The following is a 24,222-nucleotide window of genomic DNA, read 5'->3' as shown; positions in this document are numbered from 1 at the left end:
TAAAAGCTTTGCTTACTTATTGTATACTTTTTAAGATAAATGTTAAATAGAGACTTATGCTCAATGCAATTATAGAGTTTTCTGTAAAGAATAAACTCATTGTTGGCCTTTTCGTTATTGGTTTGATTTTATACGGATCATACGAAGCCACAAAATTACCTATAGATGCTGTTCCTGATATTACCAATAATCAGGTACAGGTAATTACAGTAGCCCCATCATTTGGAGCAACTGATATTGAAAGACTGGTTACCTTCCCCATCGAACAGGCAAACAGTAATATTAAGGGATTAAAAGAAATAAGAAGTTTTTCCCGTTTTGGACTTTCCCTGGTAACCATTGTTTTCGATGATGATATTGATGTATACTGGGCCAGACAGCAGGTTGCTGAACGACTTCAAAAAGTCCAGACTGAAATTCCTGCCGGTATTGGAACACCTGAATTAGGCCCGATTTCTACCGGACTTGGTGAGATATACCAGTACGTAGTAAGGCCCAAAGAAGGATATGAAACCAAATATGACGCCACAGAACTAAGAACAATTCAGGATTGGATAGTCCGCAGACAGCTTTTAGGTGTTGAAGGTGTGGCAGAGGTCAGCAGTTTTGGCGGAAAATTAAAGCAGTTTGAAATTGCTGTTAACCCCAACAAGCTCAAATCATACAATATTACAATTAATGATGTTTTTGATGCTCTGGAAAGAAACAACCAGAATACAGGTGGAGCCTACATCGAAAAGGGTCCAACAGTTTTGTTTGTAAGAACTGAAGGTCTGATTGGTAAAATAGAAGACATTGAAGGGATCAATATCCGAAACAGTGAAGGCGGCACCCCGATATTCATTAGGGATGTTGCAAAAATCAATATAGGTCATGCTACCAGATATGGAGCTATGACATTTAATGACAAGGGAGAAGTATCAGGAGCTGTAGTTATGATGCTCAAAGATGCCAACAGCAGTGCCGTGATCAAAAATGTTAAAAACAGAATTGAGTTGATTCAAAAAACACTTCCGGAGGGTGTTGTTATTGAGCCTTTTCTCGACCGTACAAAAATGGTCAATAATGCCATTCATACCGTTGAAAAGAACTTACTGGAAGGTGCTCTGATTGTTGTATTCATTCTGGTATTATTTCTTGGAAATTTCAGAGCTGGCTTGCTCGTTGCATCTGTTATCCCGCTGGCCATGCTTTTTGCAATCATCCTGATGAATACATTCAAAGTAAGCGGTAACCTGATGAGTTTAGGTGCTCTCGACTTTGGATTAATTGTAGACGGGGCGGTTATTATTGTGGAAGCGGTGATGCATCAGCTTTCGCACAGCAAGAAGTTTGGAACAATTAACAAACTTTCTCAAACTGAAATGGATGGTGAGGTAAAAAAATCAGCAAGTAAAATGATGAATAGTGCTGTATTTGGCCAAATCATCATTCTGATTGTGTACCTGCCTATTTTCACTCTGCAGGGTATAGAAGGTAAAATGTTTAAGCCAATGGCTCAAACGGTTGCCTTCGCTTTACTGGGTGCTTTTGTATTATCTCTCACCTATATTCCAATGATGAGTTCCTGGTTTCTGAGTAAAAAGATTCATCATGAACCTAATTTTTCAGACAGGATCATGTATAAGGTTGAATATTTTTATCAGCATGCCCTGACAAAAATATTACGTTTCCCAAAACTAGTAATTGGCACAGTGGTAAGTATGTTTATAGCAGCTATTATTATCCTTTCCAATATGGGTGGTGAATTTATTCCGGCATTGGAAGAGGGCGACTTTGCAATTGATACGCGGGTATTAACCGGAAGTAATCTTAACACAACCATCGAAAGCACCACAAAAGCTGCACATATCCTGAAAACTAAATTCCCGGAAGTAGAGAAAGTTGTTACCAAAATCGGAAGCGGTGAGGTCCCAACAGACCCTATGCCGATGGAAGCAAGTGACCTGATGGTAATACTCAAGGATAAAGAAGAATGGACTTCTGCATCAAACTTTAATGAACTGGCAGAAAAAATGGGTAAGGCTTTAGAGGCTGTACCCGGCATTACCACTGGTTTTCAGTTCCCGGTTCAAATGCGTTTTAATGAACTGATGACAGGTGCAAGGCAGGATGTGGTTTTAAAAATCTTCGGAGAAGATCTTGATACGCTTGCACTTTATGCAGATAAGCTTGGCCATATAGTTAATGGAGTGCAGGGAAGTCAGGATTTGTTTGTTGAACCTGTAACAGGTATGCCTCAGATTGTAATTAGCTATAACCGGGCTGCTATTGCTCAATACAATTTAAACATAGCTGATATAAACAGAGTAATCAATACAGCATTTGCAGGCCAGAGTTCAGGACTGGTATTTGAGGGGGAAAAGCGTTTTGACCTGGCAGTAAGACTGGATATGGATCAAAGAAAAGATCTTGAGGATGTTAAAAACCTTCTGATACCTACTCCTCAGGGTACCTCAGTACCACTATACCAACTGGCCGGCGTGGATATTAAGAATGGACCAAATCAGATTCAGCGTGAAGATGCCAAACGCAGGATTGTAGTTGGTTTCAACGTCAGGGGACGTGATGTTCAGAGTATTGTTAATGAATTACAGACAAAGGTTGAACAAAAAGTTAAATTACCGACAGGTTATTATATCACCTATGGAGGTGCATTCGAGAATCTGAATGCTGCTAAACAAAGACTGATGATCGCGGTTCCGGTTTCATTACTACTGATATTTATTCTGCTGTTCTTTGCATTTAATTCAATAAAACATGGTTTGCTGATCTATACTGCTATTCCATTGTCGGCAATTGGAGGCATTTATTTGCTGGCACTCAGAGGAATGCCTTTCAGTATCAGTGCCGGAGTTGGTTTTATTGCTTTGTTTGGTGTTGCCGTACTGAACGGCATCGTATTGATCGCAGAATTCAACCGCTTAAAAGAATCAGGAATGAAAGATCTGAACAGAATTGTGATTATGGGTACAAAAGTTCGTTTAAGACCGGTAATGATGACTGCTTTTGTGGCATCATTAGGCTTCCTTCCTATGGCGCTGAGTAATGGTGCAGGTGCAGAAGTTCAGAAACCACTGGCAACTGTTGTGATCGGAGGGCTTATGATTGCTACTTTACTGACTTTGTTTGTTTTACCTATTCTGTACATAATTTTTGAAAGCACAGTTAAAATAAAGATCCCTGTAAAGACAACATCAATCATCCTGGCCCTGTTTTTTGCGGGTTCTGTAAATGCTCATGCACAGGATGGCATCAGTCTTGAGGCTGCTATCGACACAGCTTTAAAGAATAATCTTAGTATAAAAAATGAAAAACTCAGATCAGATTATCAGCAGGCACTTATACGATCATCGGCAAACATTCCGCATGCAAGTTTAAGTACAGAATATGGTCAGATCAACAGTAACTACAACGACAGCCGGTTCGGTATAAGTCAGGCATTCAGCTTTCCAACCGTTTACTCAAATCAGAAAAAACTTCTGAATGAGGAATATAAGTCGGCTGTTTTAAGTGTTTCACTAAAAGAAGCAGAAATTAAAAAAGCTGTTTCTCAGATATTCAGCGCCATACTAATCTTAAGGGAAAAGGAAAAGCTGTTAACTGAAACTGACAGTATTTATACAGAATTCCTGAATAAGGCTCTGATCCGGTTTAAAGCGGGAGAAAGCAACACCCTGGAAAAAGCAACCGCTCAAACCCAAAAAAGTGCGATCTATTTACAATTAAAAGCTTTACAGGAAGAAATCAAACTGGCAAAATTGCAATTCAGACTTCTTCTTAATACTACAAGTGATATAGAGCCCTATTCAGAGAAGAAGAAGATGGAATTAATGCAGCCCGATAAATCTGCAGTGATTACAGAGCATCCCCTGTCGAGGATTTCAGTTCAACAAAAAGAAATTGCTGCAGCAAATACCCGTTTAGAGAAATCAAAAATGCTTCCAGATTTAAGTTTAGGCTATTTTAATACGAGTATTAAAGGAACCGGTGCCGATAACATTTACTATTCGTCAGACAAAAGATTTGGTGCTGCCAGTTTTGGGATTGGAATACCACTGTTTACAGGTGCACAAAAGGCAAGGGTTAATGCATCAAAACTATCAGAGTCAATTGCAGAAAATGCCTATCAGAATCAGGTTTTAAATCTTGAGACTCAATATACCGCATCTATGTCGCAGTTTGAAAACTATTCACAATCAGCTGATTATTTTGAAAAAAACTCATTAACCGAATCGAAACTCATCCGTGAAACTGCAAACAAACAATTCATCAACGGCGAGATCAATTATCTCGACTGGGTATTACTTAACAATCAGGCAGTGATCATACAAAGTAATTATCTTGATCTGATCAAAAATCTGAATGAAAGCATTATCAATTTAAATTTCCTGAGTTCTAAAAAATAATTCTGACCAATATCAAATAAAAGAAAATGAAACCTGCATAAGCATATGCAGGCATCATAGCCGCTAAAAATCAAATTAAATAATAATGAAAAATATATTCATCATACTAAGCCTGTTTATAATCACATCTTGTGGTAGTAAAAACAGCACTGAAGTAACTGCAGAAGCCCCCGCTCAGGAAACCGAAAGTATCGTTACCCTGAGTGATACGCAATTAAAGTCAACTGAAATCAGTGTTTCAAAACTTGAGCAAAAAGCTATTTCATCAGTTATAAAAGTCAATGGAAGTATCGACGTTCCACCCCAAAACATTGTATCGGTAAGTATTCCTATGGGTGGTTATCTTAAATCGACCAAATTACTGCCCGGTATGCCAATCAGAAAGAATGAGACAATTGCTATGATCGAGGATCAGCAATACATTCAAATGCAGGAAGATTATCTGACCACTAAATCAAAGCTTGCTTACAGCAAATCAGAACTTGATCGTCAGAAAGAGCTAAATGCAAGTAAAGCAAGCAGTGATAAAGTATATCAGCAAACTCAAATGGAGTATAATACCCTTAAGATTATGCTTAGTTCTCTTGAACAGAAACTTAAAATGATAAACATTAATCCAAATTCAGTTTCTGAAAGCAACATCACAAGAACAGTTTCTATTCAATCTCCTATCAATGGTTTTGTTTCTAAGGTAAACGTTAATATAGGTAAGTATGTAAGTCCTACAGATGTTTTGTTTGAGATCATTGATCCATCAACCATACATTTAAATCTTAAGGTTTTTGAAAAAGATTTGAATAAACTGTCTATTGGACAAAAACTTATCGCGTATTCCAATAGCAATGAGGAGAAGAAATATAGCGGAGAAATCAGTCTGATCAGCAATGATCTTTCACCTGAAAGAATAGCTGAGGTTCATTGTCATTTCGAGAACCCGGATAAAAGTTTAAAACCTGGGATGTATATGAATGCTGAGATCGAGCTCATGAGCCATAATACACTTGCAATTGCAGAAGAAGCAATTGTTAATTTTGAAGGGAAAGATTATGTGTTTGTTAAAAAATCTGATAAAGAATTTGAAATGCTTCAGGTCGGAACAGGTGTAAAAGAAAATAAGTTTATCGAGATTACAAACAGCGAAAAATTTACAAATCGTGAAATAGTAATTAAGGGTGCATATACACTCCTTATGACATTGAAAAATAAATCAGAGGAATAAAAATATTTCTTATTTGACAAGTCCTAAAATAGGTTGACTATTTTAGGACTTGTCATAAAAAATGATTTAAGGCCTCAGTTTAATGATGTTAAATCAATCCGATATGTTTAAAATAATCATTAAGCACACAGGGCAATGATTATTTCAAACATCAAAGGTTCCATCTGGCAAACGAAAATATTAATAATAGACAGATGAATCCTATTTAATATACTGTCTGTCGCTCAGATGATACATATCCAATACGAGCTGTTTTAAGGCCTTTATCACTGCCTTACCTATTAGGATACCTTTTTCTGCAGAAGACTGAACAGGGTTCCCGAAAACGCCATTTGGAGTCATTTCTTTCATGGTACGATAAAATGAAACTTTACTTCCAAACAGCATATCCCCATCTGATTGCGGAAAAGCAGAAACATTTGCTCCCATTTGTATCAGGTCATCGTGAATCAATTGAGGTGCGATTACTTTCATCAGAGAGGTTTCAAACTCACAGGCATGTCCGGTACCACCAAAGCCGGTTTCTGTAATTTTCAAAAGTTCTTCTTTAGCAATTGTCCACCAGGTTGCTCCAACAATATGTGCATTAGGATTTGCAAAACCAAGCTGCTCTACTATTACCTGCATTATACCCTGATTCCCGCCATGACTATTCAATAAAATAATATTGTAAAATCCATGGTGCAAAACAGACTGAATAATATCTTTTACAAGTGCAGCAAAAGTATTGTGACTCAAACTCAAAGTACCACTAAATCCCATATGATGGTCAGAACAACCTATGGCAGCAATTGGAAGGATCAAAACCTTATCTTCCAGTTCTTTATTCAGCAAACCTGAAAAATACTCCCCGATCATACGATCGGTAGCCACAGGTAAATGTGCTCCATGCTGCTCAACTGCTGCGATATTAAGCAAGACCGGGATATTCTTATCCAGTGCCTGAATTTGCTTTGATGAAAGTTGATCCCAGAACATGTCTTTATTTAATGCGGTTGATAATTTAACCGGATATTCAGATTCTATTCCCGAATATCCGGTAGGCTTTTATTATTTTTTCTGAAGTACTGCAATTGCATCAAGTTCAATTTTGATACCAAACCCCAATCCCGATTGAACTGTAATTCGGGCAGGACGAACTCCGGTAAAAAACTCTGAATAAACTTTATTATATCTGTCCCAGTCTTTAATATCTGCAAGGTGAACAGAACATTTAACGATATCATCCAATGTACCGCCTGCGGCTTCGATAAGGCATTTTATATTGTGCAGTGTTTGAAGTGTTTCTTCTTCAATAGTTCCCCTTACAAAAGTTCCGGTTGCAAAATCAACTGGTCCCTGACCACTTAAATAAACTGTACCGTCAACCTCAATTGCATCTGAATATGCACCAATTACAAAATCCTTGTCTTTTTGTTCAGGATGAAAAATTTGTCTCCTTGCCATTCTTGTTTCCTTATTTGATTATTAATAAGTAGCCCTTCCGCCTGACAGGTCGAATGTAAATGCTGTTGAAAAACTTGCTTCCGGACTTACAATAAAGGCTGCAGTATCAGCAGCCTCTTCGAGGGTTCCGCATCGTTTCATAGGTATCTTGTCAGTCATGTATTTAACCTGTTCTACCGGAAGTGCTTCAACCATAGCTGTTCTGATAACTGCCGGAGCCAATGCATTCACTGTAATTCCTTTTTCAGCATACTCCTTACCCTGAACTTTAGTCATTCCAATTACAGCAGACTTAGAGGCTGAATATGCCAGCATTCCGGCATTCCCTTCTTTTCCGGATATTGAAGCTATGTGAAGTATACGGCCATAATTATTTTTTAACATTACAGGAAGTACATATTTGGAAGTATAGAAGGAACCCATAAAATTCACATCAAATACAAATTTCATATTATCAGCATCGACTTCATGACTCAAAATATTGGTTTTGCCAGCTACACCTGCACAATTCACCAAAATATCAATGCGGCCATATTGCTTACCAACCTGCTCAATTGCGGAAGCTACTTCATGCTCACTGGTGATATCCAATGGAAATATTTCACATTCGCCAGCTATTAAAGTCTTTGCCTTTTCCAGCCCTGTTTTATCTTTATCGAGCAGGGCAAGTTTAACACCTTTAGCTGATAATTTAACTGCTATTGCAAGTCCCAGCCCTGAAGCGGCACCGGTAATAATCCCCACTTGTTCTTTAAATTCAATTTTCATCAGTTTATTTTTTTGTTTTTTAAAGTCGATGAACCTGCCTGCTTGCCGCAGGCAGGGCGATCATGATTTAATAATCATACCCCTGCGGGTTTTGGCAAAATCATGATGGTTTCATAAAGTTATTCGTGTATTAATTCTAAATTTCTCTTAATCAGCTAATTCTTCGAGAGGTACAGTATTTGACCTTCTTGTCAGTAAATGTATGATCAACCATGCCGTAAGGTATGTAAGACCACAAATTATAAACAATAAATTATATCCGCCAATCAAATTTCCTGCTGCTTTATAACTATCCAGTATATATCCAACAAATAAAGGGAACAACATACCTCCTACCGCACCCGACATAGCTCCGATTCCGGTAACAGAACTTACTGCCTGTTTAGGGAATAAATCAACTACCAGGGTAAAAATATTAGTGCTCCACGCCTGATGAATGGCAAGGGTAAAGCTTAATATTCCAACCACCATCCAGGCATTTGTAGCATACTGAGCTGAAAGTACAGTTAATTCCAGTATTGCAAAAATTAAAAGTGCTGTTTTTCTTGCTTTTAATGTTGGCCAACCCCTTTGAATTAGCCATGAAGAAAAATAGCCCCCTCCAACACTTCCGGCAATGGTCATCGTATATATTATCATTAGCTCAGGACTTAAATTTGACATATTTAGCTTAAATGTAGATGCAAAATAGGATGGCAGCCAGAACATAAAGAACCAGTAAATCGGGTCGAGTAAAATCTTACCGGTAATAAATGCCCATGTCTGAGGATAAGTAAATAGCTTGATCCATTTTATTTTAGCCACTTCCTCCTCTGTGTCATAGTCCAATTTCTGCCCTTCATGAATATAATTATATTCCTCTTCACTTAATCGTTTATGCTTAGACGGAACATCGTAGACATAAATCCAGATCAGGAGCCATAAAAAACCTAATGAACCTGTGATGATAAAAACTTCATGCCATCCATAATAGCTCAAAATCCATGGTACAATGATTAGCGCCAGAATAATTCCGACACTTGTTCCGGCATTAAATAAACCCGTTGCCAATGCCCTTTCTTTACGTGGAAACCATTCTGCAATAGTTTTCATTCCGGCCGGTACATTACCCGATTCTGTCAACCCCAATCCAATCCTTGCCAGTCCGAACCCGGGAACTGAACGTGCCACAGCATGCATCATACCCATAATACTCCATGATGCCACAGAAATAATGTATCCTGGCTTTGTCCCGATGCGATCGATAAACCAACCCCATGAGATCAATCCCAGAGCATAAGCTCCTGTAAATGCCATTACGAGAAAAGCAAAATCAGTCTCAGACCACGAAAATTCAAGTTCGAGAGTAGGTTTTAAGAGCCCGAGTATTTGTCTGTCGAGATAATTGAGTGTTGTAGCCGAAACCAGTAAGGTTAAAATGATCCAGCGGTAATTTTTTATCTTTCGGCCAGGCATGTTTACAGTTTTTGATGATTTAATTAAAAAGTCGGTGATAATTTAATTGGCAGAAAATGTTGGTCTTAAATTAAAAAAGAGCCGCCCACCAGGGGCTGGCTAATTATACAGGTTAATATTCAAATTAAAGTCCAAGCTTTTTACGGCCGGTATCGGTCAGGAAATTAACATTCCATAGTGGATACCAGGTTTGCTCCATAATAACTTTTTTAACTCCCGGAACAGCATACAATGCTTCCATCATTGTCTTTGAAACCGTAGCATGAACAACATTTGAGCTATGTGTAAAATATGCTCCCAGCGGACGACCTCTGTGCGGCATTGCAAGCGTAACTTTAACAACACTACCCCGCACAGCAACATCGTAAACTAATCCCAAGTCAACAATGCTGATATCAGCTTTGTACAATTGCGGATCTTTTACCAATCCCAATGCTTCCCATAACAATGCTTTAGAAATCGGGCTATCCTTAGCTTCAGAAACCCGGGCCAGACGGCGGGGGCTCTCTTTGGCAATAATCCCTTTAGCCAATTCGGAACCCAACCGGGATAAGGGATTTAAAAGTTCCTGACGGAGGTTTTCCAGCCTTGCAGTATCATCTTTCAGGGTAAATGGAATAGTCACATACGCATTTTTCTGATGAAGAACAGCTCCCTTGGGAATCGTTTTTATCGTCTTTGGAACCGGATATCGGCTCCAGATCTGACCGTGCCACTGATAATGCAAATTAGGGCTTCCATTATGCACTAACTCCTCTCCAAGTCCTTCGGCATGATGTTCAAGAAAAAATCCAAAGAATGAATCTTTAGTATCTTTATTAAAAAATCCAATTCCCCAGAGCTTTTCACTTAAATCTGCCGGAACCGGTCCTGCCTTCAGTTTTTCATCGGGTCCCATCCAGATCATATCAGTAAACGACTGACCGGTGATTACCCATTCATCATCCCTTAAAGCTGCAGGAGAGAACTGTTTAACTGCAGTCATATGACCAAATTTGTGGAAATATGGCAAGCCTGCATAAAAACGATATTCAATGTCCATAATCATTCTTGCCGGCGAAAACAATGGATGAACCGGAGAATAAGGGAAACCCCAGCGACGAATGATAGTGCAGATTGGCCCTTTTACAACCTCAAAATCAGGACATTCATCCCAGAGTGAAATTCTCATTTTCTGGATACCTTCGTCAGACACATAATCATGAGCCCAATCTATTCCGGCCGGTTCGCCATGTCCCTGTCCACCCGAATAGATCTCAAGTCCATGCTCACGCTTTAAAATCATACGGGCCAGCTGACCGGTTTGCTTTGATAAAATAGCAGTGAAATACTCATTCTCGATATCAAGACCATATCCCTCACCAGTAACTTTCAAGTCTGATTGATAGTTAGGCAATTCCGCATCCGGGTTCCCGTAAAAAACAAGATACTGTCGTTTTTCCTTACCCTGGTTATCAGCCAGAAATAATAGTTTGCATATTTTTTCAGTTCCTCTGCGAACCTCAGAAAATACCTGTGAGATTACCTCGGTAAGTATACCGTCTTTGATCTCAGCAACGCGTATTTCACGTGCCAGGGAGGCTGTCTGAGATGACTGAAAGCCTAGTAGAACTTCAACAGGTTCTGCTTTACGCTGAATACCAATTTTCTCTTCAATACTGATCACCTTATAATACTTCCATCCATTTGCCCATGTTTTCCAAACAGCAGGAAGTGAATCTACCGTCCCAAATTGATTTGCTCCAACATGGGGAGTTCCAAAATTCTCTTCTTCAGCCTGTGCCTGAATTTCAGATATTCTTATAGAATTAGTTATTGCTCTGGCTATTCTGTAATCTTTCTTAGCCAATGCCTCCTGAAGTAATTGAATTTTCTCCTCTACACTATCGGTCTGACTGGTTGTTTTATCGGCAGGAGAAACAATGACATTATTGACGAAACTTTCAATCGAATTTTGTCCTTCGGAACGCGAAGTAGATGGAAGCGTGAGTCCTGCAAATCCAAGAAGACCCATTCCAAGAAATTTCCTTCTTCTCATAGGATCTGATACAAGAGAATTACTCTCTTCATGAAGCAGACTTTTTATGCTTTTAACATCAAATGCAGCCAAATCTGAAGATTCATCAGTTGCATTAAGCTCAGTTTGGTTTAGATTAATCTTTTTCATTTTTTAAGATAAGTGTTTTTTAAAGGTCAGGTTTGTTGAAAATAAGAATCAATTTTCAGATACCCAGCTTCTTACGGCATTCATCTGTCATCAAATTAGAGTTCCACTGAGGATACCAGGTTTGTTCTACCACTACCTTTCGGACACCCGGAATTTCTGATAATGCACCGTTAATTGTTTTCGAAACGGTACGATGTACGACACTTGATCCCCAGATAAAGAAGCTTGAAAGTGGACGTCCTTTATGTGGCATAGTCATCAGCACTTTAACCACTCCATCCTGAACAGAAAGATTATAAATGTATCCTAGTTCAACAAGATTCACATTCGAAATATACATCTGCTGATCGATACAATTTTTCAAAGCTTCCCATAGAACTGCTTTCGGAATCGTACTATCTCCTGCCTCTCCTTTCTTCGCTAAAACACCATGAGATTCCTTGGCCGAAGAAGAATTCAAAGAGGCCTCCATACTTAGCATAGGACTCAATAGCTCTTTTCTGAGAGCCTCAATTTTCCCTGGACCATCCTTCTCTGTAAATGCAATAGTTACATAGGCATTTTTCTGATGCAACACCGCCCCAACAGGTACAATCTGGTTTCGTACAAGCGGATAACGTGACCATGTAGTACCGTGCCAGTTATAATAAAGCAAAGAATGACCTGAATCAAGAAAATTTGGAATTAACTCAGCATAGTGCTTTAGATAAAGACCCACAAAAGAATCCTTTGAGTCTTTGTTATAGTATCCGAATGCTTCGACATTATTTTTATTCGCTTCATCAATTTCACCGAACTTCAATTTTTCATCGGCCCCCATCCATAAACTACCAGTAAATGGCTGCCCGGTAAATACCCACTCATCATCACGGAGTGCTGTTGCAACAAATTGCTTTATTGCTTTCATCTTACCGAATTTATGGAAATAAGGAAGTCCGGAATAAAAACGATATTCAATATCAATATTTAAACGTGAAGGATTATAGACGGGATGCAGGGCCGAATGCGGAAATCCCCACCGCCTGACGATTGTGCAGATCGGGCCTTTTATAATTTCATAATCGCGGCATTCTCCCCAATATTGAATCCTGACCTTCATGAAATTATCTTCTGCCACATAATCATGAGCCCAATCAATGCATGGAGTTTCTCCGTGTCCCGGCCCACCTGCATATAATTCAACGCCGTGCTCTCTTTTGATCAGCATTCTTTCCAACTGACCGGTTTGTTTAGACAGGTAAGCAATAAAATGCTGATTTTCAATTTCAAGATCATAGCCTTCGCCTCGAACTTCCAGGTCTGTGATATACTCAGGCAGTTCAGCATCGGGATTACCATAAAACACAAGATACTGACGCTTCTCACCCCCTTTATTATCAGCAAGAAACATCACCCTGCATAATCTTTCAGATCCTCTTCTCAGAACTCCATACACCTGAGAGGTAACCTCTCTGAGCACACCATTATTAACCTCAGCAACACGAATTTCACGGGCAAGTGAGGTAACCTGATCTGATCGAAATCCCAATAGAACTTCCATAGGTTCTGATTGCCTTGGGACTCCTTCACTTTCTTCAACTCCAACAAGTTTATAATATTTCCAGCCTTTGGCCCATGCTCTCCAGAGCGCAGGAAGTGTTGCAACAGTTCCGAACTGATTGCCATTCAGGAGTGGTTTCCCCGGATCTTCATATTCATTCTGAGCCTGAATTCCGGTATTTCTGATTGATTCTGTTAACGACCTGACTAATCTGTAATCTTTTTCAGCCCAGGCCTGCTGAATCATTTTTATTTTTTCTTCAAAACTATCAGAGTGTTTCCGGAAAAGATCCGTTTCTGTAGTAATGATATGATTTACAAAATCCTCAACAGAGCTATTTTCTGCACTTTTAGAAGTCAGGGGTAAAGCCATTCCTGCCACACCTAACAAACCCATACCCAAAAATTTTCTTCGTTTCAGTTGAACATTTAAAGAAGCGCTGTAGGCTTCGTTTTGATTATCTGAGAGGCTTAAGGACGCAGGATTTCTTTTAGATCCGGCATAGTCAGAATTCAAGGTTGCAGGAAGAGTTTCATTTTGGTTTAACATAGAATCAATATTATTGGATTAAAGGCAAAAAGAAAATGTAAAATTGAGATGTATCAACATAAGCTAAAGTTCAGAAGCCATCCAGGTGTTACTTTTTATCAATGACACATCATTAAGTTTGGCTCTGAATCAGGGCATACCTGCTTTCGCAGATATGCCATTTATGATGATGATGTTTAAAGAATATTAAGCAAACCTGATTTCAGGTGCTTATTTTGATTTGGATTTATCCCACCACAAACGTGTAGCCACATTATCCGGTCCACCTCCCAATAATGGAACTGCTGCCTTTACAGCAACACCGTTTGCGATAATCTCCCTGTCAAGAAATGATATTCTCCTGATCATCATATCAGGAGCAATATCCGGGTTTTGAGAGTTCAACAAAGGGTAGAACTTAGGATAACCAGATCTTCTGATACTAGCCCATGCTTCATGAGATTCAGGGAAAAGTGCAATCCATTTCTGGGTACCGATCTGTTCACGCTGCTTTTCAGGATCAGATGCAAATTTTACCGGAATATCTGTTAAGGCTGGTGTTGGAAATGCATTATCAGGTGCAATAGGCAAGCTGGTTCCGTTAATGTAATTAGCAATAGCAGCTGCATCTGTAACTTCATGTTCGCGCATAGAGGTCTCAATGCCCTTTTCATATAAAGATTGAGCAGTTCCTCCCATATTCCATCCATTTAAAGCACCCTCTGCCCTAAGGAAATAAGCTTCAGAAGCGTACATTACTGCCTGGGGGGTAGTATTCATATTAACAGGCTGATATTTAGGACCAACAGCTGAGTTACTGTTAATACTATTTTGAGGCATATTCTGCTGAGCCACAGACATACCATTTCTTACACCGTGAAATTTACCGTCACTCAAAGCAGGGCTCCATAATTTTGGTAATCTCGGATCATTGTATCCCACCAGTAAGCTCTCCATTGAAGTACTCATCCTTGAACCGTTCCTACCCATGAAATTGTTCAGTCCATGTGGAAAATCAGCCGAAGTTTTGAAAAAAGCTCCGTCAGCAACTTCAGTCATAACACCTCCTGCAAATGCCTTTTCAGCTTCTAATTTTGCTTTAGCCGGCTCAACATCAGAAATGCGCAATGCTAAACGTAAACGAAGGGTATTTCCGAACTTAAGCCATTTGGCATTATCTCCGTTATAGATCAGATCTTTCGTTGCAAATGAAGGTTTTGCCAAATTGTTTTTCAGATCATTTGTGGCTTCGTCGAGTTCTTTAAAGAAATCAAAATAGATACTCTTTTGATCGTCATAATTCACAACTGTAGTATCTTTTCCAATTTTAGAATAAGGAATCGGACCAAAATAGTCTGTCAAACGCATAAAAGCATATACTTTCCACATTCTGGCCACTGCATTCATTGAGGGTTCTTTTCCACCCTTGGTAGCTTCAATGATATTAACAAGTTTAGGCATTGTACTCACATAGGTACCTGGCCAGATATCCATCCATCTTTGTACAATTACATAACGATGCGATTCCTGAGCAGGATTGGTACCTGCAAAATGCTGTGAATATACCCCGGCAAATAAAAGCATAGTAGTTTCGTTATAACTAGCTCCTAATCCGGTAACCAAAGCTCCCGGGAATAGACTGCGCAAGTCTGGCGCAGTCAGCTCCTTTAATCCGGAGGGATTGGTATTTATTTCCTCGAAATTTTTGGTACAGGCAGTCAGTATAAGCATGGGAGCTATTAAAAGCATCACCCTGCTGGCCCATTTTCTATATAATGATTTTTGAGATTTCATTGTATTTAGTTTAATATTAATACTAATATTTACACGTTTTGATATTGCAACTATCTTTGCATTTAGAAAGATGCATTCAGACTCAGACCAATGTTTCGGGTGGTTGGCAAGGAAGAATATTCCATACCACCTCTATTGGTCATAGCCGTTGCAATTTCAGGATCATAAGGAGCATATTTCTTCAGGAAGAACAGATTTCTTCCTACCAGAGATAATCTCGCATTCTGAATAAATCCGGTTTTTCTAACAAGCTGATTAGGTATTTTATAACCCAAAACAACCTCTCTGAGTCTAAGATTTGTCGCAGAAAAAGCATAGAAATCTTTAACAGGAGTTCTGTTACCTAATGATTGCCAGTAAGTTTCAGCAGTAATAGATTTTGTATTTTTCACACCTGCATCGGTATAGGCATCTAATACAATCCCACCATCTCTGCCCCAAAGAGAAGATTTAGAGTTACCGCTGGCATCCATTGCAGCTAAAGTACCTGCTACCACTGTACCGCCATTTCTGTAATCAAGCAGGAAACTAAGTGAAAGATCTTTGAAAGTAAAAGAATTGCTTACGCCCAGCATATAGTTGGGATTATAATTTCCTGCATAAGCTGTTTTGGCTGTAACTACAGGCACACCATTCGCATTTACAATTCTTCTGCCCTGCGCATCCTTTTTCCATTCTGCCATATACATAGTACCATAGCTCTTACCCTCTTCAACCGTTTCAAGAACCTGTCTGTCATCCCCCAAAACTGCAGTTTTCAGTCTTGGCGATAATTCAACAACTTTATTTACGTTTTTAGAAAAATTGAACATCATATCCCACGAAAAGTTCTTTTTTCTGACCGGTGTGCCATTCAGCATAAATTCAACACCACTATTCCGAATCAATCCGGCATTGATATACTGAGCACTAAAGAGCGTAGCATTAGGAACTGCTAAGGAAATCAGCTGATTTTTTGTCTCACTTCTATAATAGGTAATATCCAAACCAAGCCGGTTGGTAAAGAACCTCCAGTCTAAACCAGCTTCAAATGAAGAAGTAAGTTCCGGTTTGTAATTACCCAATGATCGGGTGCCTGGAGTATTAATTGTTCCGCCGGCACCAACTGAAAAATAGTTATCGGTTAAATATTGTTGACCACCGTAACCGGCATTTGCCAGAGTTACTCTCGCTTTACCATATGAAACCCATGAAGGCAGGTCAATCATATCAGTTACAATAGCAGTCAAACCAACAGAAGGATAGAAATATGATTGATTTTCTTTAGGCAGTGCAGATGACCAGTCATTTCTGGCAGTTAAATCAAGGTATAAGTAATCTTTGTAGGATAATGTGGTTGTTGCATACAAAGATTGAACCTGAGGGGTTCTGCCAATCACATTGGTTGTTCTTGGATTTTTTGCATTAGACATGAAGAAAAAGTCAAGTTTATTCAGTCCGTTGGCAATGGTACCCACTGATTCATATTTAGTTTCCTGAATGGATCCTCCCAAATATCCTGTCAAATTAAAATTTTTGGCAATGTCTCTTCTGAAAGACAATAATGCATCAAGGTTTGTGGCTCTTCTGTTTCCTGCAAAAAGATTATAGACGCTGCCGTTTCCGGAAAGTTCGTACGAATCATTATACATCTTCTCTTCAGTATTCTCATCTGTTCTGTCTAAGCTTCCGCGAACCTGAAAATCTAACCAGCTGTTAAACTTATATTTTGCTGATACCAGGCCAATAAGACGGCGCTTTTGCTCAAAGAACAACTGTCTGTTCATTTTCCAATAAGGATTTGACAGGTATATTGAGCCCGGATTCCAATAACTCTGTCTAAGATTCCCTAAAGCATCAGTATATTCGAAATTCTGCATTTCACTAAGTGGAATAGATGCAGGAGCGTGATAAATACTACCTGTTGCATCATTCCTTTCACCTGTAAATGGCTTATTATCAACATCTTCAACAATATAGCTTAGTTTTGAAAAGAATGAAAGTTTATCTGAAATAGTATTGCCGATCTTAAAATCAAAATTATGGCGGTCTAATGTATGATTACGTAGAATACCGTTAGCCTGATTATTTCCATAAGAGAAATAGGTTTGCATTTTCTCACCGCCACCGCTGATTCCAATGGTGTTGGTTAAGCTTGACCCATCACGATAAAAATCTTTAATGCGATCGGGCTGTCCCTGCATAGACATTTGCTTGCCATTCCATAAAGTAATGGTCTGTCCGGTAATTTTTGGCCCCCAGCTGGTTTCAGAATTTGCATTAAATACTCCTCCGGCTCCCTGTCCATAGTCAGACTGAACATCCGGCAAAATAAACGGTCTGTCGATGGTAGTATTTCCAGTATAATCAACCGTAATTTTACCTGCTTTACCCCTTTTGGTAGTAATAATGATCGCACCATTTTGCCCCTGGCTACCATACAAAGCAGCTGCAGAAGCACCTTTAAGGATGGTCATTGATTCGATATCATCGCTGTTCAGCATTCCGATACCATCACCACCATCACGGCCGCCATGTGTACCACCTGTACCCTGCTCACGGCTGGTATTATCCATTGGTACGCCATCAATCACATAAAGGGGTTGATTATTACCAAAAATTGACCTGCTGCCACGAAGCAAAACTTTTGAAGAACTTCCTGGTCCTGTAGCATTTTTGGTAATTGTAACACCGGCAACTTTACCTTGAAGTGAATTTATCAGATTGGTTTCTTTAGCCTGATTTAAAGCATCAGCCTTTATTGTCTGAGCTGCATAAGTCAATGATTTAGATTCTCTTTCGATACCAAGTGCTGTTACCACAACTTCACCCAGAACCTGCGAATCTTCAAGAAGGGTTATGTTTATCGAAGTCCTTCCGTTTACTGAAACCTCCTGACCGATGTAACCGATATAGCTAAATATAAGAGTTCCGTTATCTGGGGCATTCAAAGAGAAGTTACCCTGCACATCAGTAGTCGTACCTACTGCTGTACCTTTTACCCTAACGCTAACTCCGGGCAGCGACTCCCCTTTTGAATCAACTACTTTTCCTCTGATATCCATCAGCATAAAAGGAGCGTTTTTTAATGCCTTCCTTTCTTTAACCGACATTTTTTCACTGATTACAATGGTTTTGTTCTCAATGCTATAATCAAGAGGCTGGTCTTCAAAAAGAAGATCAAGAACCTGCGACAACTCAGTATCAACAACTTTAAGTGTTACCGGCTTTGCAGTTTTTAACAGATTTAAATCATAAAAGAACACATAACCCGTCTGCTGCTTGATCGTTGAAAAAAACTCTTCAAGCGGGGCATGTTTTCCTACCAAAGTTACTTTTTGTGAATAGCCATTTGAATAGACATTCATCAAAGTAATCATGATTAAAATGAACGTCAATCTCATAATACGTCCTAATTGTTTGTAAAGCGACAATTTAGCGGATCTGGATGCAATCCGATGTTGCTCTCTATCACTTAGCGAATCTGAAAAAAGACAGACTTCAGCCTGAGTATTGCTTATACAATACCCCTTTTTAATTAGAGAATTCATACATTTGTTTGTTTTGTTAATGAATAAGGTTTGTGTGTCAAGTTTTATTTAATTCAAAACATTGACCAGAGGCGCTGCAACGCTTCTGGTTTGTTTTTTCTTTCGTATGGGTCAGGGCATAACTATAACCTCCCTTCCCTCTAAACGAAAATGAACTTTTGTTTTTTCCAATATTTTAAGAACCTGCAAAAGGCTTAAACTTCTTTCTATTTCCCCTCCGAAACGATAAAGAGGAATTTCACCTTCATATCTCACTGTTACATCGTACCAACGTTCAATTTGCCGCATCACAGTTTCTATATCAGCTTCATTGAATTGGAAATACCCTTCTTTCCAGGCAACTGCTTCGGCTGTATTTTTTACATTGACTACTTCAATACGTTCAGTTAGCTGCGATTGTTCGCCGGGCTTCAGCAACTGAGAGATATTAGTACGTACATCAGAAACTCTGACACTGCCTTCAAGTAAAGTAGTGTTTACAGATGGTTCATCAGCATATGCATTAATATTGAAATGAGTACCAAGAACCTGAACAATCTGATTACGGGTATTCACTTCAAATAACTTGGATTCGTCATGTGCCACCTCAAAGTAGGCCTCCCCTTTCAGTTCTACCTGTCTTTTAGATGCTGCAAAATTTGTAGGAAAACGAAGTGATGAAGCAGCATTCAACCAGACTTTACTTCCATCCGGAAGTCTGACCTGAAATTTTCCTCCTTTTGGTGTTTCAATCGTGTTATAAATAATCTGTTCAGCAGATTTATCTGCAGACTTAGCGACTAACTCTTCGGTAAATGAATAAATAAGTTCTCCTTCTGCAGCTTTTAGTACACTGTTTCCACCCTGATTAGCCAGTATACCATTCTGAGCATCATCAAGAATGATCTTCGTTCCATCACCCAAAATCAGTATTGCTTTATCCTCTCCGGGTTCAATATCCCTCTGAGTAATCAAGTCAACATTTTTTTCAGATTTTTTGGTAATTATCAGGGACTTTTCAGATTTGAAAGATTCAACTTTTACAGGTTCTGATACCAGATTCTGAACATTGGGCTTATCTGAATAAAAATACAGACCTGCAGCTAAAAGGACGGTTATAACGGCCGCTGCTGCGTACCACTTACGGAAATTATTGCCTGACACCATTTCCACAGGGGAAATATGCTCATTGATTACATCAAATATTCTTGATTTTAAGGCATCTTCGTTGGCTGCATAGTCATCAGGCAAACTGATTTCATCAGTTTGAGCAGAATTATACCATTGAGCAAACTCTTCTGCCTCTGAAGAACTTATGGTATTATTCAGCCATTTAGCTGCCAGTTCCTGATATCTTTCTTCTGAACGTAAAGATTCCATTAATAGGGTTTTATAGTAAGTCCTTCAATAAGACCCTATCCCTTAGTCAGCGAGAAAAAAAAAATTAAGGATTATAAAAATATCTGTCCCAAACCTGTTCTTAAATGTTTAAGAGCCTTTCCAATATGGGCTTCAACCGTTTTTTCAGAGATACCAAACTCCTCTGCGATTTGCTTTTGCGACATTCCTTCCTCCCGGCTAAGTTTATAAACTAATCTACATTTATCGGGAAGTTGGGTAACAAGAACTGCAAGACGTGATTTTAATTCTTCAAATTCCAGCCAGTCCTGTGTGGAGTTATCAGACTGAGGCAAAATACTGAGACTATGATCAGCAAATTTATTATACAAATTACGCTTAGCAAGAACCTTAATAACTCTGTATTTCACAGAAACAGCAAGATAAGCATTCAAAGAGGTTGTGATAAAGATGCTTTCACGTCTGTTCCACATAGATATAAATATTTCCTGAACAATCTCTTCAGCTTCTTCTAACTGACCAATTTTATTTGCTGCAACAGTAAATATCTTTTTCCAGTACCTGTTATATATTTCAGAAAATGCAGCCTTATCACCTGATCTTAACAGATCGAGCAACTCAATATCAGAATATGCTGCATATGTGGCCATATTGAAAACTAATATAGCTGAAATTAATAAATAAAAATTCAATCTGCTAAATAAAAAAATGTTCAATTAATACACTTAGGTGAAATTTAAGATGCTCAATCATAGTGTATTTATAACACATTATTATCTAATTACCTTTAAAGTGAAGAGAGCAATAAAGCAAAGGGAAACACAGATATTCTTGTCAGAAAAAAAGAAAAAAGAAACGTTTTTGTGCTCAGAAGAATGGAATCAATGTCAGATTTCAAATCAACAATATTGCAAACTACTGACCAAGAATAACTTACAACATTACCTAATGTTGATATTTATTTTTGATTGATTTAAACCGGGATGGTTTAGCTGCACAGCATGAAGGCACAGGTTGTTTAGCTTTCAATATTCCGGCAGGTTTTGATGAGGTTAAATTGCTATTATTACCTTCAGAGCATGAGGTTAAATAAAAGGTAAAAACAAGTGTGATTAATACAATAAGCCTCTGTCTTAAATATAGCAAATTCATAAATTCAAATCTTGTAAATAACTCATTTGACACATCTGAAACCCAGGTTACTCATGCCTGAATCGGGAGAACTTTTCATACGTCTTGCCACTCTGTATCCTGTGCAATATGATTCATTGCACATATAAGATCCTCCTCTCGACACTCTTTTCGGAGTATAGGGTTCATCCGGATCATAGCTATCAGTTGGTCCGGAAGGATTTACTATACCCTCTGGCCTGTTTACTGATTTATAATAATCATTCCTGTACCAGTCAGCACACCATTCCCAGACATTTCCTGCAATATCATACAGTTTATATGCATTCGGCGAAAATGACTTTACCGGAGCAAGTCCCTTAAACTTATCAAATGCGGTATTATTATCAGGAAAGCTGCCTTCCCATGTATTAGCCTTGGCTTTACCTTTGTTTACATGTTCGTTGCCCCACGAATAAATATTATTTACCAGTCCGCCGCGTGAAGCATACTCCCATTCAGCCTCAGCAGGCAATCTCTTACCAGCCCATTTACAATAGGCCATAGCATCGTCCCAGCTTACATGAACTACAGGATAGTTACCTTTTCCTTTAATATCACTTCCAGGGCCTTCAGGGTGCTTCCAGTTTGCACCCGGCACCCAGCTCCACCATTGGGAATAATCATTAAGTTCAACTTTCGTGGCAGGGGGACTAAATACAAGAGAAGCAGGCACCAATAATGATTCATCCGGTTTAGGTGTATCAGGAGGCAACTGCTTTTTCAGTTCTTCCCAATCCGGCTTGCGCTCGGCAGTGGTTATATATCCTGTACTCTCTACAAACTTTGCAAACTGATCATTCGTTACTTCATGTTCATCCATCCAGAATGAATCAATAATTACCTTATGTTTAGGATATTCATCCTGATCGGCCTGATCATTATCAGCTCCCATCATAAAAGAACCGCCAGAAATAGGTACCATCCCGGCTTTGGAAGTATCCCCGTTAAAAGCGATCTTATCAATACTTATGTAATCAGTTTTAGAAGATTTCTCAGTTTCAGAAACTGAATTTGCCTTTTGACCGCAAGAGTTAATGCTAATCAGAGAAATCACAACTAAACCAGGGAGAACATATTTATTGAGCTTCATTCTTTGTTCTTTATCTTATTATCTTATAAAATTTGAATGCAGAAGATTATAATCCCCAGCGAGTTTCTTTAAGATCTTCAATTTTTACATAATCATTCTTTTTAACGCTCCCATCTGCATTTACAGTATAGCCTTTAGGCGGGGCAGCATTCCATTGTAAACCCGGAACAAGCTGTGACATCAGTTTTCTATGCTCTTGTATGATACTCTTGCTTGATGGTTTGTAAGCGATATTATTCCATTCATTCTTATCCAGATCATGGTCATAAAGCTCTTCAAAGTTTATGAAGGGATAATAGATGTAACGATAGCGTTTAGTTCGTATTGTATGGGCATCACCTGCATTTTTACGCCCCTCTTCCTGCATCTCATATGACGTTAGAACAGGTTTATGTGCAAAACTTTGATTTTTAAGCATTGGAACAAGACTTTCACCATCACAATATGCAGGCACCTGCTCTCCGATCAGGTCAACCAGAGTTGGAAAAATATCCATCATAGAGACAGGAGTGTTTGTTGTACTTCCCGGTTTACTGATACCCGGAGCCACTATAAACATTGGAGCTTTAGTTGAACGCTCCCAGAGGGTAAATTTCTCCCAGTTTTCCTTTTCCCCCATGTGCATTCCATGATCTGACCATACTACCAGAATTGTATTTTTGGCATATGCTGTTTTTTCAAAATGATCAAGAAATTTACCCAGCATTGCATCTGTGAATGAGATGGTTGCCATGTACGACTGGACTACCTTTTTTAACTGATTATTATCTGTGATAAATTTGTGAAGAGATCTTCTGCCATGAACAAATGCATCCTCAAGATCATGCTCTTTGATCTCCAGATCGGGTACAGATTGCAAAGGATACATATCAAAATATTTCCGGGGAACCTCCCAGGGATCATGAGGTTTAGTTAGCCCCAAAGCCAAAAACAAGGGTTTATCATGTTTTCGACCCAACTCATAATTTGCCCATTCCACCAGGTGGTAGTCAGCCATAAAATCATCGCCCTGATTGATTGGCCCCCAGGTAAAATATTCAGGCTGAATACCTTTAAAATTTTTCGGAGAAATCAGAGAATCAGGTGCCCTGACCTGAAAGGGAATTGGAATTCTCAAACTAGGATAATAGTAATCCCAGCCTTTGGCTTCCGATTGGTTCAGCATGGCTCTGGGTGGCGAAAGTGTATGATATATTTTACCACCAGCAAGTGTTTCATATCCCTTTGCCTTAAAAAATTGTTCCAGAGTTACTACATCTTTTAAAGCAGAAACCTTTCTCCAATCCGCATGTTTCCAGCCTGTTACGCCAGATTTTGCCGGACTAACCCCTGTCATTATCGCCACACGGGAAGGAGCACAGGCAGGAGATGGAATATGTGCATTGGTAAAGGACATTGACATTTTCCTCAACCTGTCGAAATTGGGTGTTTTCAATCCGGGTAAACCTCCCAGTTCCAGGGGATTGATCCAATCGTTGAGATCGTCAATAGCAAGGAAGATTATGTTGGGTTTTGATTTGGACCCTGATGACTTTGCCTGTGAATAACCCATGGTTATTACACCGGCAAGCAGCATATAAAAACAAATTGATGATTTTAATATAATGCCTGAACTGAATTTTATTTTTTGCATTTATTATTTATATCTAAATGATTAAAACATTACTAAATATCCCAATCAGATGAAATTTAGAACATTTATAATTAAGCTTTGACTATTGCTAATTTAGAATAATTATGAAGACATGTGATCAATAATTGTCAA

General features: G+C 38.9%; 14 protein-coding genes. 2 read left to right on the top strand and 12 right to left on the bottom strand.

The window, feature by feature from the left end; genetic code table 11:
• The first annotated feature begins 56 nt into the window (after positions 1–56).
• Both P2W72_RS10060 and P2W72_RS10055 read left to right on the top strand, forming a co-directional pair.
• Entirely contained in the window at positions 57–4,409 is a 4,353-nt protein-coding gene (locus P2W72_RS10060; RefSeq protein ID WP_276361690.1) for a CusA/CzcA family heavy metal efflux RND transporter, read from the top strand.
• Between the two features lie 85 nt (positions 4,410–4,494).
• Positions 4,495–5,628: an efflux RND transporter periplasmic adaptor subunit gene (locus tag P2W72_RS10055; RefSeq protein ID WP_276361688.1), complete on the top strand. Its 1,134-nt coding sequence runs from the start codon at positions 4,495–4,497 to the stop codon at positions 5,626–5,628.
• A 201-nt stretch (positions 5,629–5,829) separates the two neighbouring features.
• On the opposite strand, the gene P2W72_RS10050 is transcribed toward P2W72_RS10055, so the two are convergent.
• The 12 genes from P2W72_RS10050 to P2W72_RS09995 all read right to left on the bottom strand — a co-directional run bounded on the left by P2W72_RS10050 (position 5,830) and on the right by P2W72_RS09995 (position 24,090).
• Entirely contained in the window at positions 5,830–6,606 is a 777-nt protein-coding gene (locus tag P2W72_RS10050; protein WP_276361686.1) for a creatininase family protein, read from the bottom strand.
• Between the two features lie 72 nt (positions 6,607–6,678).
• Complete coding sequence (locus P2W72_RS10045) at positions 6,679–7,074, bottom strand: Rid family hydrolase (protein WP_276361684.1); 396 nt, start codon at positions 7,072–7,074, stop codon at positions 6,679–6,681.
• 21 nt (positions 7,075–7,095) lie between these two features.
• Positions 7,096–7,842 (bottom strand): SDR family NAD(P)-dependent oxidoreductase, encoded by a 747-nt coding sequence (locus tag P2W72_RS10040; protein ID WP_276361681.1) that lies wholly within the window; start codon positions 7,840–7,842, stop codon positions 7,096–7,098.
• Between the two features lie 147 nt (positions 7,843–7,989).
• A complete protein-coding gene (locus P2W72_RS10035; protein ID WP_276361676.1) occupies positions 7,990–9,297 on the bottom strand; it encodes an MFS transporter in 1,308 nt (435 codons plus the stop codon).
• Positions 9,298–9,421: 124 nt separating this feature from the next.
• Complete coding sequence (locus P2W72_RS10030) at positions 9,422–11,464, bottom strand: hypothetical protein (protein ID WP_276361674.1); 2,043 nt, start codon at positions 11,462–11,464, stop codon at positions 9,422–9,424.
• Positions 11,465–11,519: 55 nt separating this feature from the next.
• Positions 11,520–13,553: a hypothetical protein gene (locus P2W72_RS10025; RefSeq protein WP_276361671.1), complete on the bottom strand. Its 2,034-nt coding sequence runs from the start codon at positions 13,551–13,553 to the stop codon at positions 11,520–11,522.
• 210 nt (positions 13,554–13,763) lie between these two features.
• Positions 13,764–15,326, bottom strand: a complete 1,563-nt coding sequence (locus tag P2W72_RS10020; protein WP_276361668.1) for a SusD/RagB family nutrient-binding outer membrane lipoprotein — start codon at positions 15,324–15,326, stop codon at positions 13,764–13,766.
• 62 nt (positions 15,327–15,388) lie between these two features.
• Positions 15,389–18,856 (bottom strand): SusC/RagA family TonB-linked outer membrane protein, encoded by a 3,468-nt coding sequence (locus P2W72_RS10015; RefSeq protein ID WP_276361666.1) that lies wholly within the window; start codon positions 18,854–18,856, stop codon positions 15,389–15,391.
• A gap of 111 nt (positions 18,857–18,967) precedes the next feature.
• On the bottom strand, positions 18,968–20,215 hold the full coding sequence (locus P2W72_RS10010; RefSeq protein WP_276361663.1) for a FecR family protein: 1,248 nt from the start codon (positions 20,213–20,215) through the stop codon (positions 18,968–18,970).
• 71 nt (positions 20,216–20,286) lie between these two features.
• Complete coding sequence (locus P2W72_RS10005) at positions 20,287–20,844, bottom strand: RNA polymerase sigma-70 factor (RefSeq protein WP_276361660.1); 558 nt, start codon at positions 20,842–20,844, stop codon at positions 20,287–20,289.
• A 524-nt stretch (positions 20,845–21,368) separates the two neighbouring features.
• Positions 21,369–22,457, bottom strand: coding sequence for a formylglycine-generating enzyme family protein (locus tag P2W72_RS10000; RefSeq protein ID WP_276361658.1), 1,089 nt, complete (start codon positions 22,455–22,457; stop codon positions 21,369–21,371).
• Between the two features lie 46 nt (positions 22,458–22,503).
• On the bottom strand, positions 22,504–24,090 hold the full coding sequence (locus P2W72_RS09995; protein ID WP_276361655.1) for a sulfatase: 1,587 nt from the start codon (positions 24,088–24,090) through the stop codon (positions 22,504–22,506).
• Positions 24,091–24,222 lie beyond the last annotated feature (132 nt).

Origin of the sequence: Daejeonella sp. H1SJ63, assembly GCF_029360775.1 — a bacterium.
GTDB lineage: Bacteria > Bacteroidota > Bacteroidia > Sphingobacteriales > Sphingobacteriaceae > Daejeonella.
Note: the sequence above shows the minus strand (reverse complement) of the source record. Positions and strands in the feature narration are given on the sequence as shown.